Annotated in this window: 13 protein-coding genes; 4 read left to right on the top strand and 9 right to left on the bottom strand. The window is 71.0% G+C overall.

From position 1 onward, the window contains the following. Positions 1-45: 45 nt before the first annotated feature. From G6N10_RS06445 to G6N10_RS06435, 3 genes are all read left to right on the top strand, one after another. The gene (locus G6N10_RS06445; RefSeq protein ID WP_234810683.1) at positions 46-3021 is read left to right on the top strand and encodes a bifunctional [glutamine synthetase] adenylyltransferase/[glutamine synthetase]-adenylyl-L-tyrosine phosphorylase; all 2976 of its coding nucleotides are present in this window, start codon (positions 46-48) and stop codon (positions 3019-3021) included. A gap of 64 nt (positions 3022-3085) precedes the next feature. Beyond that, a complete protein-coding gene (locus G6N10_RS06440) occupies positions 3086-3718 on the top strand; it encodes a PaaI family thioesterase (RefSeq protein ID WP_085100203.1) in 633 nt (210 codons plus the stop codon). Then, positions 3715-4572: a TIGR03619 family F420-dependent LLM class oxidoreductase gene (locus G6N10_RS06435; protein ID WP_085100206.1), complete on the top strand. Its 858-nt coding sequence runs from the start codon at positions 3715-3717 to the stop codon at positions 4570-4572. The genes G6N10_RS06440 and G6N10_RS06435 overlap by 4 nt, the downstream gene beginning before the upstream one ends. A 3-nt stretch (positions 4573-4575) precedes the next feature. On the opposite strand, the gene G6N10_RS06430 is transcribed toward G6N10_RS06435, so the two are convergent. The 4 genes from G6N10_RS06430 to glnA all read right to left on the bottom strand — a co-directional run bounded on the left by G6N10_RS06430 (position 4576) and on the right by glnA (position 8132). Beyond that, on the bottom strand, positions 4576-5727 hold the full coding sequence (locus G6N10_RS06430; RefSeq protein ID WP_085100209.1) for an acyl-CoA dehydrogenase family protein: 1152 nt from the start codon (positions 5725-5727) through the stop codon (positions 4576-4578). A gap of 10 nt (positions 5728-5737) precedes the next feature. Next, positions 5738-6175 carry a D-aminoacyl-tRNA deacylase gene (gene dtd / locus G6N10_RS06425; RefSeq protein ID WP_085100212.1) on the bottom strand — a complete coding sequence of 146 codons (438 nt, stop codon included), beginning with the start codon at positions 6173-6175 and terminating at the stop codon, positions 5738-5740. A gap of 4 nt (positions 6176-6179) precedes the next feature. Further along, entirely contained in the window at positions 6180-6596 is a 417-nt protein-coding gene (locus G6N10_RS06420) for a DUF5313 domain-containing protein (protein ID WP_163742266.1), read from the bottom strand. 99 nt (positions 6597-6695) lie between these two features. Continuing rightward, on the bottom strand, positions 6696-8132 hold the full coding sequence (glnA, locus tag G6N10_RS06415) for a type I glutamate--ammonia ligase (RefSeq protein WP_085100218.1): 1437 nt from the start codon (positions 8130-8132) through the stop codon (positions 6696-6698). 198 nt (positions 8133-8330) lie between these two features. On the opposite strand from glnA, the gene G6N10_RS06410 reads away from it, so the two are divergent. Further along, on the top strand, positions 8331-8816 hold the full coding sequence (locus G6N10_RS06410) for an RDD family protein (RefSeq protein ID WP_085100221.1): 486 nt from the start codon (positions 8331-8333) through the stop codon (positions 8814-8816). Between the two features lie 20 nt (positions 8817-8836). On the opposite strand, the gene G6N10_RS06405 is transcribed toward G6N10_RS06410, so the two are convergent. Genes G6N10_RS06405 through sucB form a run of 5 tightly spaced genes read right to left on the bottom strand, consistent with a single transcriptional unit; the run spans position 8837 to position 13955 of the window. Further along, positions 8837-9589, bottom strand: a complete 753-nt coding sequence (locus G6N10_RS06405) for a DUF4191 domain-containing protein (protein WP_085100223.1) — start codon at positions 9587-9589, stop codon at positions 8837-8839. A 5-nt stretch (positions 9590-9594) separates the two neighbouring features. After that, positions 9595-10569, bottom strand: a complete 975-nt coding sequence (gene lipA / locus G6N10_RS06400; RefSeq protein ID WP_085100226.1) for a lipoyl synthase — start codon at positions 10567-10569, stop codon at positions 9595-9597. Next, positions 10566-11273 (bottom strand): lipoyl(octanoyl) transferase LipB, encoded by a 708-nt coding sequence (gene lipB, locus G6N10_RS06395; protein ID WP_085100229.1) that lies wholly within the window; start codon positions 11271-11273, stop codon positions 10566-10568. The genes lipA and lipB overlap by 4 nt, the downstream gene beginning before the upstream one ends. Positions 11274-11310: 37 nt before the next feature. Beyond that, positions 11311-12213 (bottom strand): TIGR01777 family oxidoreductase, encoded by a 903-nt coding sequence (locus tag G6N10_RS06390; protein WP_085100232.1) that lies wholly within the window; start codon positions 12211-12213, stop codon positions 11311-11313. 8 nt (positions 12214-12221) lie between these two features. After that, positions 12222-13955, bottom strand: a complete 1734-nt coding sequence (gene sucB / locus G6N10_RS06385) for a 2-oxoglutarate dehydrogenase, E2 component, dihydrolipoamide succinyltransferase (RefSeq protein WP_163742263.1) — start codon at positions 13953-13955, stop codon at positions 12222-12224. Positions 13956-13976 lie beyond the last annotated feature (21 nt).

The following is a 13976-nucleotide window of genomic DNA, read 5'->3' as shown; positions in this document are numbered from 1 at the left end:
GCGGCATCGGCCTGCGCGCGGCCGCGGTGCGTTACGGTGGCTGACGTGTTCGAGGTCCCCGCAGGTCCGGCCACCGGTCGGCCGACGGTGCCCAGCGTCGGGCGGCTGGGCCTGGTCGACGCCAACGCCCGGGCCAGCCTCGAACAACTCGGTTGGGTGACCAACGCGCACGTCGAAATGCTGTGGGCGCTGTCGCGAGCCCCCGACGCCGACGCGGCCCTGCGCGCGCTGGTGTGGCTCTCGGAGGTGCTCGGGCCGGACTGGGACGAACTGGCCGCCGCGCTGCGGGTCGACGTCGGCCTGCGCGGCCGGCTGTTCGCGGTGCTTGGCTCATCGCTGGGCTTCGGTGATCACCTGGTGGCCCACCCGGATTCCTGGCGGCTGCTGGCCGGGTCGGTGACCCTGCCGTCGGCCACCGAGCTGCGCGCCCGGCTGGTGGCCTGCGCGCAGGAAAACCTCGGCGCCGCAGCGGGTCCCGCGTTGCGCCGGCGCTACCGCGATGAGCTGCTGGTGCTGGCCGCCCTGGATGTGGCGTCGACCGTCGAGAACGAGCCGGTGCTGGAATTCGCGACGGTCGGCCGGCACCTGTCGGATCTGGCCGACGCCGCGCTGCAGGCCGCGCTGACCGTGGCCGTCGCGACGGTCTGCGGGGACGAGCAGCCCGCGCCCCGGCTGGCCGTCATCGCGATGGGCAAATGCGGTGCGCGGGAACTGAATTACGTCAGCGACGTGGACATCATCTTCGTGGCGGAGCAGGCCGATGCGGTCACCACCCGGGTGGCCGGCGAACTGATGCGTTTTGCCACCGAGACGTTCTTCGAGACCGACGCGGCGCTGCGCCCGGAGGGCAAGGCCGGCCAGCTGGTCCGCACCCTGGACTCGCACGTCGCGTACTACCGGCGCTGGGCCAAGACCTGGGAGTTCCAGGCGCTGCTGAAGGCGCGGCCGGCCGCCGGGGACGCCGAGCTGGGCCGCGACTACGTCGAGGCGCTGATGCCGATGGTGTGGAAGGCCCGCGAGCGCGACGACTTCGTCACCGACGTGCAGGCCATGCGCCGTCGGGTCGTGGAGCTGGTGCCCGCCGACGTGCGCGGCCGGGAACTCAAGCTGGGCACCGGCGGCCTGCGCGATGTCGAGTTCGCGGTCCAGCTGTTGCAGCTGGTGCACGGCCGCAACGACGAGGCGCTGCAGGTGGCCTCCACCGTCGAGGCCCTGCACGAGCTCGGCGCCGGCGGCTACATCGGCCGCGACGACGCCGCGAACCTGACCGCCTCCTACGAGTTCCTGCGGCTGCTGGAGCACCGGCTGCAGCTTCAGCGGCTCAAGCGCACCCACCTGCTGCCCGCCCCCGACGATGTCGAGGCGCTGCGCTGGCTGGCCCGCGCCGCGCACATTCGGCCCGACGGCAATCACGACGCGCTCGGCGTGCTGCGCCAGGAGCTCAAGCGCAACAGCATGCGGGTGTCCCGGCTGCACGCCAAGCTGTTCTACCAGCCGCTGCTGGAATCCGTCGGTGGCTCAATGGAATTCCCGTCCCGGCTGTCCGCCGAGGCGGCGCAGCGGCAGCTGGCGGCGCTGGGCTACCAGGCCCCGGGCAGTGCACTGACGCACCTGGCGGCGCTGACCTCCGCCGGCGGCCGGCGCGGCCGGGTGCAGACCGTGCTGCTGCCGACCCTGTTGGACTGGCTCTCGGACACCCCGGATCCCGACGGTGGGCTGCTGTCCTACCGCAAGCTGTCCGAGGCGCTAGCCGACCAGCGCTGGTTTCTGGCCACGCTGCGCGACGAGAGCGCGGTCGCCAAGCGGTTGATGCGGGTGCTGGGCACCTCGGCCTACGTGCCGGAGCTGCTGATCTGGGCGCCGGAGGTCATTCAGTCCTACGCCGACGGCCCGACCGGCCCCAAGCTGCTCGACACCGGGCCCGACGGGGTGGCCAAGTCCCTGGTGGCCGCGGCCGGCCGGCACGCCGACCCGGTCCGGGCGATCGCGGCCGCGCGGTCGCTGCGCCGCCGCGAACTGGCCCGGATCGCCTCGGCGGACCTGCTCGGCATGCTCGATGTGCGCGGGGTGTGCCGGGCCCTGACCGCGGTCTGGGTGGCGGTCCTGCAGGCCGCACTCGATGCGGTGGTCCGCGCGCACGCCCCCAAGGATGCCCCGGTGCCGGCCCGGATCGCGGTGATCGGGATGGGCCGGCTCGGCGGCGCGGAACTGGGCTACGGCTCCGACGCCGACGTGATGTTCGTCTGCGAGGCGACCGACGGCGTCGAGGACCTGGTGGCGGTGAAATGGGCGACCCTGATCGCCGAGCAGGTCCGCACCCTGCTGGGCGCCCCGAGCTCCGACCCGCCGCTGGAGGTGGACACCAACCTGCGCCCGGAGGGCCGCAACGGCCCGCTGGTCCGCACGCTGGCCTCCTATCAGGCCTACTACCGGCAGTGGGCGCAGGCCTGGGAGGTGCAGGCGCTGCTGCGCGCGCACCGGGTGGCCGGTGACTTCGACCTGGGCCGGCGGTTCCTGCTGATGGTCGACGCGTTCCGCTACCCGGCCGACGGCATCTCGGCGCAGACCGTGCAGGAGATCCGCCGGATCAAGGCCCGGGTCGACGCCGAGCGGCTGCCGCGCGGCGCCGACCCCAACACCCACACCAAGCTGGGCCGCGGGGGACTGGCCGACGTGGAGTGGACGGTGCAGCTGCTGCAGCTGCGGCACGCCCACGAGGTTCCGGGCCTGCACAACACCTCCACCCTGGAGTGCCTGGACGTCATCGAAGGGGCCGGCCTGCTCGAGGCCGAGCAGGTGTCGAAGCTGCGCTGGGCCTGGCTGACCGCGACCGCCAGCCGCAACGCCCTGGTCCTGGTCAAGGGCCGGCCCACCGATCAGCTGCCCGGACCGGGCCGGTTCCTCAACGCCGTCGCGGTGGCCGCCGGCTGGTCCGACGACGACGGCGGCGCCTTCCTGGACAACTATCTGCGGGTCACCCGCCGGGCCAAGGCCGTCGTCCGCGAGGTCTTCGACACCTGAACGGCGGCTGCCGCAATCGTCGCGGCGCGGTGATCCGGTGCGGTCCGGGTGTTATGAATGTCCGGTGAGGTTCTCCGAGGAAACCATCGACGACACCGAGTACGAGCGACTGCGCGCCCGCTACGAACCGTTGACGAGGTCGGTGCGCGAACTGATCGACGCGACCATCCGCACCGAGGCCGACGAGCAGACCGTCGCCGAGGCCACCCGGGCCGTCGAGGCGCTGACCGCGACGCTGCGCGAACGTCAGATCACCGGCACCCACGGGGTCCGGTTCACCACCGACGGACGCGGGGTGAGCTGGGGAAACCCGGTGATCGGCGAGCGTAACCCGATGGCGCCACCGGTACTGATCAACCGCGCGGACGACGGCCGGGTGTGGACCGAGTTCACCCTCGGCGCGCCGTACGAGGGGCCGCCGGGTCACGTGCACGGCGGGATCAGTGCGCTGATTCTCGACCACCTGCTCGGGGAGGCGGCCAGCAACGGGCTGACCACACCCACCTTCACCGGGACCATCAGCTGCCGCTACCTGCGCGCCACCCCGCTGGGTGCGCTGCGCGCCGAGGCGTTCATCGAGCGCGTCGACGGCATCAAGACCTACGCGCGCGGGCACATTGCCGACGCCGACGGTCCGACCGTACAGGCCGAGGGCGTGTTCATCACACCCGCATGGGCGCGAGGAGAGAATTGGTGAGGTTCTACGTCGGAACGCCCTTTATGGAGGTCCACGAGGCGGTGGAGATCGCCCGTGCGGCAGACGAATTGGGTTATGACGGGATTGCCATCCCGGACCACGTGGTGAACCTGGAGACGCTGGCCACGCCGTACCCCTACACCAGCGACGGCAAACCGCGCTGGCAGCCGTTCACCCCGTGGCCCGACCCGTGGGTGCTGATCGGTGCGATGGCCGCGGTCACCACCCGGATCAGGTTCGTCACCACCGTCTACGTGCCGGCGCTGCGCAACCCGTACCTGGCCGCCAAGTCCATCGGCACCGCAGCCGCCCTGGCCGGCGGCCGGCTCGAGCTCGGCGCCGGGGTAGGTTGGTGCGCCGACGAATTCGCGCTGATGGAACAGGATTTCGAGAACCGCGGCAGGCGGACCGACGAGATGCTGGAGCTGATGGGCCGGCTGTGGTCGCCGGGCTGGACCGAGTTCGACGGCGACTTCTACCGCACCCCGCGGCTGGAGATGGAGCCCACCCCGCCGCGGATCCCGATCTACATCGGCGGCCAGGCCGACGTGGCGCTGCGCCGCGCCGCCCGGCACGACGGCTGGATCGGCGACCTGCTGACCACCGACCAGGTGCTCAGCTCGATCGGCCGAATCCGGGAACTGCGTGCCGAAAAGGGCTTGGGCATGGAGGATTTCACCGTCATCACGCCGCTGGCCGACGCCTACACCCCCGAGCACTACGCCCGCGCGGAGGCCGGGGGAGTCAGCGCGGTGCTGACCGCGCCGTGGATGTTCTACTGCGCCCCGGACGCCACGCTGGCCGAGAAGATCGACGGGCTGGCGCGGTTCCGGGCCGACAACGGCCTGGACTGAGCCCTACAGCGAGCGGGCGATGATCTGCTTCATCACCTCGTTGGCGCCGGCGTAGATGCGCTGCACCCGGGCGTCCTCGTACATCCGGGCGATCAGGTACTCGCGCATGTAGCCGTAGCCGCCGTAAAGCTGCACGCAGCGGTCGATCACCTCGCACTGGCGGTCGGTGAGCCAGTACTTGGCCATCGCCGCGTCGGTGTCGCTCAACTCGCCGCGCAGGTGTGACTGCACGCAGTGGTCGAAGAAGATCCGCGAGGTCCGGGTGATGGTCTGGCACTCGGCGAGCTCGAAGGCGGTGTTCTGGAACTCGAACAGGCTGTGCCCGAACGCGTCCCGGGACTTGGTGTAGGCGACGGTGTCGGTGACGGCGCGTTCCATCTCGCCGATCGCCGAGGCGGCGACCGACAGCCGCTCCTGCGGCAGCTGGGCCATCAGCTGACCGAAGCCCTTGCCCTCCTCGGGACCCAGCAACGCGCTGACCGGAACCCGGACGTCGGTGAAGGCCAGCTCGGCGGTGTCGCCGCCGTGGATGCCGACCTTGTCCAGCACCCGGGTCACCTGGTATCCGGGGCAGTCGCGCAGGTCGACGACGAGCAGCGAGATGCCCCGGGCGCCGGCCTTCGGGTCGGTCTTGACCGCGAGCACGATCATGTCCGCCGAGCCGCCGTTGGTGATGAACGTCTTGGAGCCGTTGATGACGTACTCGTCGCCGTCGCGCACCGCGGTGGTGCGCAGCGCCTTGAGGTCCGAGCCGGCGCCGGGCTCGGTCATGCCGATGGCGCTCAGCACCTCGCCGGTGGCCATCAGCGGCAGCCAGTACTTCTTCTGCTCCTCGGACCCGTAGGCCAGCACGTAGTGCGCGGTGATTCCGCTGTGCACGCCGATGCCGACCGCGAGGTCGCCGGCATAGCCCTGCGCGGTGAAAACTGCCAGGTCATGGGCGTAGGTGCCGCCGCCACCGCCGTACTCGGTCGGCACCGAGCACAGCAGCAGGCCAAGCCGGCCGGCCTCCAGCCAGACGCTGCGGTCGATGTGGCGCTGCGCGTCCCACTTCTCGTTGTGCGCGACGACCTCGCGCTCGAAGAAGCCGAGGGCCAGCTCGTAGAGCGCGCTGACCTCGTCGTCGTACCAGGACGGGATGTGCTTGGTGGCCATGGGTATCACCCTAGTTTTCCAGTTCGAGGAGCACCGTGACCGGTCCGTCGTTGACCAGTTCGACCTGCATGTGCGCCCCGAACGCCCCGGTGGCCACCTCGGCGCCCAGCCCGCGCAGCGCGTCGGCGAACGCGGCCACCAGCGGCTCGGCGACCGGCCCCGGCGCGGCGGCGTTCCACGCCGGCCTGCGGCCCTTGGCGGTGTTGGCGTACAGGGTGAACTGGCTGATCACCAGCACCGGGGCGGCGATGTCGGCGGCGCTGCGCTCACCGTCGAGAATGCGCAGCTGCCACAGTTTGGCGGCGAGTTTGGCGGCGATCGCCGGGTCGTCATCGTGGGTGACGCCGACCAGCGCGACCAGCCCCTGGGCGTCCGGCTCGATCGCGCCGATCACCCGGCCGTCGACCCGCACCCGCGCCGAGCTGACCCGCTGGACCAGGACCCGCACCGGGTCAGAACGGGCTGCTGTTGGACTGCCAGCGCGCTTCCTCGGGGCGGGGTCCGTACTTCTCGACGTAGTTCTGCTGCATCTGCAGGGCCCGCTTGGACTTGCGGGTGTCCACCAGGTTGATGTCCAGGCCGTGCTGGCCGAGCCGGTGTCGCCGCCACGGCTTGTTCAGTGCCAGCGCCATCAGCAGCGCCCAGACGTAGATCGGCACCGTCATCTCGATGTGCACGTAGAGCGAGGCGGGCAGCAGCCACAGCGGCGCCAGCACCAGCGCCGGGGGGATGGACATCCGGAGCATGTGCCGACGGATCGCGCCCTTGCCGGTGAGATCCTGGCGAACCCAGTCGGCCATCGAGTCGGGCAGGCGGCGCCCGTAGATGTAGGTGATTCGCTGCCAGAGGTTGGGTTCCGCGCCGGTCACCCCGCCACTCTATCCGAAATATTGTTAGGGCACTAACTAACCGCCGACGGCGCGGGCCGGGCTCCGCTGTCGCGGCGCCCGGCCCGGGTCGGCACTGCCTCAGCAGTCGTAGTACAGGTCGAACTCGTAGGGGTGCGGTCGGATCTGCACCGGCAGGATCTCGTTGTCCCGCTTGTAGGAGATGTAGGTCTCGATCAGATCCTCGGTGAACACCCCACCCTCGGTGAGGTACTCGTGGTCGGCCTCCAACCGGTCGATGACCGCGCCCAGCGAGGTCGGCGCCTGCGGGATGTTGGCGGCCTCGTCCGGCGGCAGCTCGTAGAGATCCTTGTCGATCGGGGCGATCGGCTCGATCTTGTTCTTGATGCCGTCGATGCCGGCCATCAGCATCGCCGCGAAGCCCAGGTACGGGTTGCCCGAGCTGTCCGGGCAGCGGAACTCCAGGCGCTTGGCCTTCGGGTTGTTGCCGGTGATCGGGATGCGCACGCAGGCCGACCGGTTGCGCTGGCTGTAGACCAGGTTGATCGGGGCCTCGTAGCCGGGGACCAGGCGCTTGTAGGAGTTCACCGTCGGGTTGGTGAACGCCAGCAGGCTGGGCGCGTGGTGCAGGATGCCGCCGATGTAGTGCCGGGCCAGATCGGACAGGCCAGCGTAGCCGGCCTCGTCGTGGAACAGCGGCTTGCCGTCCTTCCACAGCGACTGGTGGGCGTGCATGCCCGACCCGTTGTCGCCGAAGAGCGGCTTGGGCATGAAGGTGACGGTCTTGCCGTTGGCCCAGGCGGTGTTCTTGATGATGTATTTGAACAGCAGCACATCGTCGGCCGCGTGCAGCATGGTGTTGAACTTGTAGTTGATCTCGGCCTGCCCGGCGGTGCCGACCTCGTGGTGACCGCGCTCCAGGGTGAATCCGGCGTTGGTCAGGTTCGTCGACATCTCGTCGCGCAGGTCCACGTAGTGGTCATAGGGTGCGACAGGGAAGTAGCCGCCCTTGGGACGCACCTTGTAGCCGAGGTTCGGCGAGCCGTCCGGCTCGGTGGGCTGGCCGGTGTTCCACCAGCCGGACTCGGAGTCGATCTCGTAGAACGAGCCGTTGATCTTCGATTCGAAGGCGATCGAGTCGAAGATGTAGAACTCGGCCTCGGCGCCGAAGTAGGCGGTGTCCGCGATACCGGTGCTGGCCAGGTAGTTCTCCGCCTTGCGGGCGACATTGCGGGGATCGCGGGAGTACGCCTCGCGGGTGAACGGGTCGTGCACGAAGAACATCATGTTCAGCGTCTTGGCCTTGCGGAACGGATCGAGAACCGCGGTGGCGGGATCCGGCAGCAGCATCATGTCGGACTCGTGGATGGACTGGAACCCGCGCACCGATGATCCGTCGAAGGCCAGCCCGTCCTCGAACACGCTGCTGTCGAATGCGCTGGCCGGGATCGAGAAGTGCTGGACGACACCGGGCAGATCACAGAACCGGATGTCGACGTACTCGACGTTCTCGTCCTTGATCAGCTTGAAGATGTCGTCGGCGGTCGTTTCTGCCACGGACTGCTCCTTTTGCTTGGGTACCCGCCCATTCTGCGTGCACGGCTTCGGGCACAGGCGTGCGGGTGACTCGCGGCTGACGCTATGAAGCCCATGTTGCGCCGCAGTCAACCAAATGTTGCGCTGACGTTACGGGCATCGCCGGGTTCGGCGGGCACGTTCGGCGCAGGCCGACCCGCGCCGACTAGCCTGTGAACCATGAGCCGACCCTATGGCGACTGGTTGTCCGGAACGAATCTGCCCGATTCGGCCGCCGGGCACAGCGAATTCCCCGGACAGCGACTCGGCCTGCCGCGCAGCGGAGCGGGCTCGATTGCCGGCATGGGCCGGCGCATCGCGGCGATGCTGGCCGACTGGATGATCGCCTACGGGCTGGCCGGGCTGGCCGTCGGCGTCGGCCTGATCAGCCGTGAGCAGTTGCTGTACAGCCCGGTCGGGCCCAGCCTCATCATGGGCATCTGGCTGCTGCTCGGCGCGGTGTCGGTGCGGCTCTACGGCTTCAGCCCCGGGCAGCTGCTGCTCGGTATGCGGGTGGCCTCCATCGACAACCGCCAGCAGGTCGGCATCGGGCGGGCGCTGGCACGCGGGGTGCTGGTGGGCCTGGTGGTGCCCGCGCTGTTCACCGACTCCGACGGCCGCGGCATTCAGGACCGGGTGACCGGCACCGCCGTCGTGCGGCGCTGAAGTCTTTTCTTGCGCCGACCTTACTTGCGTCGGACGGCGCGCTGCACGCCGCGCATCTTCGCCCCGGGCGGCATCGGGCCCTTGGGCACCGCGCCCGGGCCGCCCTTGGTGCTCAGCGCGGTCAGCCGCGATTCCAGCGAATCCATCTCCTTGGCCGAGATGTTGCCCGGCAGCTTGGTCAAGTGCCGCTCCAGCTTGGCCAGCGGGACCTCGCCCTCGCCGTTGCCGACGATGATGTCGTAGATCGGGGTGTCGCCGATCAGCCGGGCGGTGCGCTTCTTCTCCTGCGCCAGCAGCGGCTTGACCCGCGCCGGTGCGCCCTCGCCGACGAAGATCACCCCCGGCTTGCCGATCACCCGGTGCACCGCGTCGAGATGACCGGTGGCGGCGACGCCGGGGGTCACCCGCCACTTGCCGCGCATATTGTCCAGCGCCCAGGCGGCCGCCCCGGACTGGCCCTCGGCCTTGGCGTACACCGACTTCTGGGTGCGGCGACCGAAGATGATGAACGCGACGAGCGCGCCCAGTACCACGCCGAAGATGCTGAACAGCACGATCGACAGGCCGCCGGACCAGACGCCGATGGCCACCGAGATCGCGGTGATCGCCAGGAACGTCAGCGCCATGTAGGGGACCAGCCGGCGGTCCTCCTTGCGCTGCATCTGGAAGGCCTGCCACAGCTGTTGGCGGCGCTGCTTGGATGCCGTCTTGCGGGTCGCCTTCGCCTCGGCCTTGGCGGCCTTCAACTCGGCCTTGTTACGCGTCTTCGCCATGGGGATCAGGATACGGCGGCGCCGTGCGGCGCCACCCGGGCGGCATCGGGTTCGGCCGCCCGGCGGGCGTCCATCACCTGGGTGTACAGCCGGCCGGCCCGATACGACGAGCGAACCAACGGCCCGGCCAGCACCCCGGCGAACCCGATCTGCTCGGCGTACTGCTGATGCTCGACGAACTCCTCGGGCCGGACCCAGCGCTCCACCGGGTGATGCCGCGGCGACGGCCGCAGGTACTGGGTGATGGTGACGATGTCGCAGCCCGCCTCGTGCAGGTCGACCAGCGCGTCGCGGACCTCCTCCGGGGTCTCACCCAGGCCCAGGATCAGGTTGGACTTGGTCACCAGGCCGAACTCGCGCGCCGCGGTGAGGACGTCGAGGCTGCGCTGGTAGCGGAACGCCGGCCGGACCCGCTTGAAGATCCGCGGCACCGTCTCCAGGTTGTGGGCGAAGACCTCGGGCCGGGACTCGAAGACCTCACGCAGCAACTCGGCGTCACCGTTGAAGTCCGGCGCCAGCAGCTCCACCCCGGTGCCCGGGTTCAGCTCCTTGATCGCGCGCACCGTCTCGGCGTAGAGCCAGGCCCCGCCGTCGGGCAGATCGTCGCGGGCCACCCCGGTCACCGTCGAGTAGCGCAACCCCATCGCCGCGACGCTCTCGGCGACCCGGCGCGGCTCGTCGCGGTCGAGGTCGGCCGGCTTGCCGGTGTCGATCTGGCAGAAGTCGCAGCGCCGGGTGCACTGCTCGCCGCCGATCAGGAAGGTGGCCTCGCGGTCCTCCCAGCATTCGTAGATGTTGGGGCAGCCCGCCTCCTCGCACACCGTGTGCAGGCCCTCGCGGCGGACCAGCGACTTGAGCTCGGTGTACTCCGGGCCCATCCGGACCCGGGTCTTGATCCAGGGCGGCTTGCGCTCGATCGGGGTCTCGGCGTTGCGGACCTCCAGGCGCAGCAGCTTGCGGTTTCCGGGGTCGACGCTCACAGCTGCGATGGTACGCGGCCGGGATCGGCCAGGCGGTGCTCGGCGACGGGTAGTGCACCGTCGAGGGCGCGGCACACCGCATCGGCGATGGTCTCGCGCACCTCGCCGACCCCGACGCGGCGGCCCAGCTCGGCCGACAGCGAACTCACCCCGGCGTCGACGATGCCGCACGGGATGATGCCGCCGAAGGCGTTCAGGTCGCAGTCGCAGTTCAGTGCGAAGCCGTGCTGGGTGACCCCGCGGGCCACCCGGATGCCGATCGCGCCGATCTTGCGTTCCGGGCGCGGGCCGTCGGCGGGCAGCCACACCCCGGACCGGCCGTCCACCCGGCCGGCCGGCAGGCCGAACGATGCGCACACCGCGATCAGGGCTTCCTCAAGGCGCCGAACGAAATTCACCACTTCCAGCGGCTCGGTCAGCCCGACGATCGGATAGCCGACCAGCTGACCGGGGCCGTGCCAGGTGATCTTGCCGCCGCGGTCGGTGTCGATGACCGGGGTCCCGTCCAGTGGCCGCTCGTGCGCCTCGGTGCGCCGGCCGGCGGTGTACACCGGCGGGTGCTCGAGCAGCAGCAGCACATCGGGTCCGCCGGCCACCCGGGCGTCGGCCAGTTCGCGCTGCAGCGCCCAGGCATCGGTGTAGTCGATGCGATCCAGGTTGCGGACGTCGATCGGGTCGGTCGAGCGCCGGATGGAGGGCGTCATGCCGGTCACGCTACGCGCCCCCGCCGCCGCGGTTGCCTCAGTCGCCGCCGGCGTAGGCCAGCGCCCGGTCCAGGGTGCTGTGGTGGAACGCGAACCCGGCACCGGTCAGGGCCCCCGGGGTGACCCGCTGGCCGATCAGCAGGCCCTCCTCGGCGAACTCGCCGAGCAGCGGCTTGGCGGCGAAGCCCGGCACCCGCAGCAGCGCCGGCCGGTGCACGGCGCGGCCCAGGGCTGCGGTGAACTCGGCGTTGCTGACCGGGGCCGGCCCGGTCAGGTTCACCGGACCGGCCATGGTGTCCTCGGTGAGCACGAAGCGCAGCGCCCGCACGGCGTCCTCCAGGCTGATCCAGGACAGGTATTGGCGCCCGTTGCCGAATCGGGCGCCCAGGCCGAGCGCGAACAGCGGCCGCAGCCGGCCCAGCAGGCCGCCGGTGGCCGACAGCACGTGCCCGGTGCGGACGGTGACCACCCGGGTGCCCGCCGCGGCGGCCGGCGCCGTCGCGGCCTCCCAGTCCCGGCACAGTCCGGCCAGAAACCCGCTGCCGGCCGGTGCGGTCTCGTCGACCGGCGTCGCGCCGGTGTCGCCGTAGTAGCCGATCGCGCTGCCGTTGATCAGGGTCGGGACACCGACCCGTGCGCAGGCCGCCGCCAGCACCTCGGTCGGGCCGATCCGGCTGTCACGCAGCAACTGCTTGTAGGAACCCGACCAGCGCTGCCCGGCGATCGGCGCGCCGCACAGGTTGACCACGGCCGAAACACCTTGCAGCGCAGCCGGATCCAGTTGCCCGACGTCGGGATTCCAGAACCGTTGGTCGGGCTGGTTCGGGGCGTGCCGGACCAGTCGGAGCACCGGCTGGTCGCTGGCGCGCAGCACCGCGGTCAGTGCCGAGCCGATCAGCCCGGAGGATCCGGCGACGGCGATGGCGGGGGGCTGAGACAACCGGGTGCCTAGAGCCCGAGTTCGCCCTCGAACGCGCCCTCTTCCAGGCGGCGTTTGATGGTGGTGACGAAGCGGCCCGCGTCGGCGCCGTCGATCAGCCGGTGGTCGTAGGTCAGCGGCAGGTAGCAGATCGACCGGACGCCGATGGACTCGTTGCCGCCCTCGTCGACGACGACCCGCGGGCGCTTGACGATCGCGCCGGTGCCCAGCATCGCCGCCTGCGGCGGAACCAGGATCGGGGTGTCGAACAGCGCGCCCTGGCTGCCGATGTTGGTGATGGTGAAGGTGCCGCCGGACAGCTCGTCGGGCGTGAGGTTGCCGGAGCGGGCGCGGGCGGCGATGTCGACGATCGCCCGGGCCAGGCCACCGATCGACAGGTCGCCGGCGTTGTGCACCACCGGGGAGAGCAGACCCTGCTCGGTGTCGACGGCGAAGCCGAGGTTCTCCACGTCGAAGTAGGTGATCTCCGCGGTCGCCTCGTTGTAGCTGGCGTTGACGTTCGGGTGCGCCTTGAGCGCGTCGATCACCGCGCGGGCGATGAACGGCAGGTAGGTCAGGTTGACCCCCTCGCGCTCGGCGAAGGCGTCCTTGGCCCGGGCCCGCAGCGACACGATGCGGGTCATGTCGACCTCGTGGGTCTGGGTCAGCTGCGCGGTGGCCTGCAGGGACTCCCGGGTCTTCTTGGCGGTGATCTGCCGGATCCGGTTGGCCTTCTGGGTGCTGCCGCGCAGATGAGCCAGCGGGCTCGGGGCCGCGGCGGCCGGCGCCGCGGGAGCCGGGGCGGCCGCGGCCGGGGCGGGGGCCGCCGCCGGGGCCGCCGCCGGGGCGGCGGGCTGCTGGGCCTCGGCGGCGGCCAGCACGTCCTGCTTGCGGACCCGGCCGCCGACGCCGGTGCCGGTGACCGTGCTCAGGTCGACGTTGTGCTCGGCGGCCAGCTTGCGCACCAGCGGCGTCACGTACGGGCTGCCCTCGGCGGCGGGCTCGGCCTTGGCCGCCGGGGCGGCGGGTGCGGGGGTCTCCGGCTCGGGGATCGGAACCGAGGCCGGCTCCGCGGCGGCGGGGGCCGGGGCGGGGGCGGCAGGCGGGGCGGCGGCCGGGGCTGGGGCCGCGGGGGCCGAGCCGTCGCCGATCCGGGCCAGTTCGCCGCCGACGGCGACGACGTCGTCCTCCTCGGCGGAGATCGCCACCAGCACGCCGGCAACCGGGGACGGGATTTCGGTGTCGACCTTGTCGGTGGACACCTCCACCAGCGGCTCGTCGACCGCGACGGGGTCGCCGACCTTCTTCAGCCAGCGGGTGACGGTGCCCTCGGTGACCGACTCGCCGAGCTCCGGCATGACCACCGACGTCGCGGCGGCCGCGGACTCGGCAGCCGGTGCGGCCGGCGCGGCCGGTTCGGCGGCCGGTTCGGCGGCCGGTTCGGCGGCAGCCGGTGCGGCGGGCTCGGGGTCCGGTTCGGCGGCCGGTTCGGCGGCGGGTTCCGGCGCGCTCGGGGCCTGCTCGCCGGCCTCCCCGATGACCGCCAGCTCGCCGCCGATCTCGACGACGTCGTCCTCCTGCGCGACGATCTTGGTCAGCACACCGGCGACCGGGGACGGGATCTCGGTGTCGACCTTGTCGGTGGAGACCTCGAGCAACGGCTCGTCGACCGCGACCGTATCGCCCTCCTGCTTGAGCCACCGGGTGACGGTCCCCTCGGTCACGCTCTCACCGAGTGCAGGCATCTGTACGGAGACGGCCATGTTTGTTGGCTCCTCGAAGAT

Source organism: Mycolicibacterium fallax (assembly GCF_010726955.1).
Classification (GTDB): domain Bacteria; phylum Actinomycetota; class Actinomycetes; order Mycobacteriales; family Mycobacteriaceae; genus Mycobacterium; species Mycobacterium fallax.
This window is presented reverse-complemented; position numbering and strand designations above follow the sequence as displayed.

Excerpts from the sequence above, each read along its gene's own strand:
- lipB (WP_085100229.1), bottom strand. The coding sequence starts at position 11,273 with ATGACGCCCTCCATCCGGCGCTCGACCGACCCGATCGACGTCCGCAAC.
- G6N10_RS06405 (WP_085100223.1), bottom strand. The coding sequence starts at position 9,589 with ATGGCGAAGACGCGTAACAAGGCCGAGTTGAAGGCCGCCAAGGCCGAG.
- sucB (WP_163742263.1), bottom strand. The coding sequence starts at position 13,955 with ATGGCCGTCTCCGTACAGATGCCTGCACTCGGTGAGAGCGTGACCGAG.
- G6N10_RS06410 (WP_085100221.1), top strand. The coding sequence starts at position 8,331 with ATGAGCCGACCCTATGGCGACTGGTTGTCCGGAACGAATCTGCCCGAT.
- G6N10_RS06430 (WP_085100209.1), bottom strand. The coding sequence starts at position 5,727 with ATGGCCACCAAGCACATCCCGTCCTGGTACGACGACGAGGTCAGCGCG.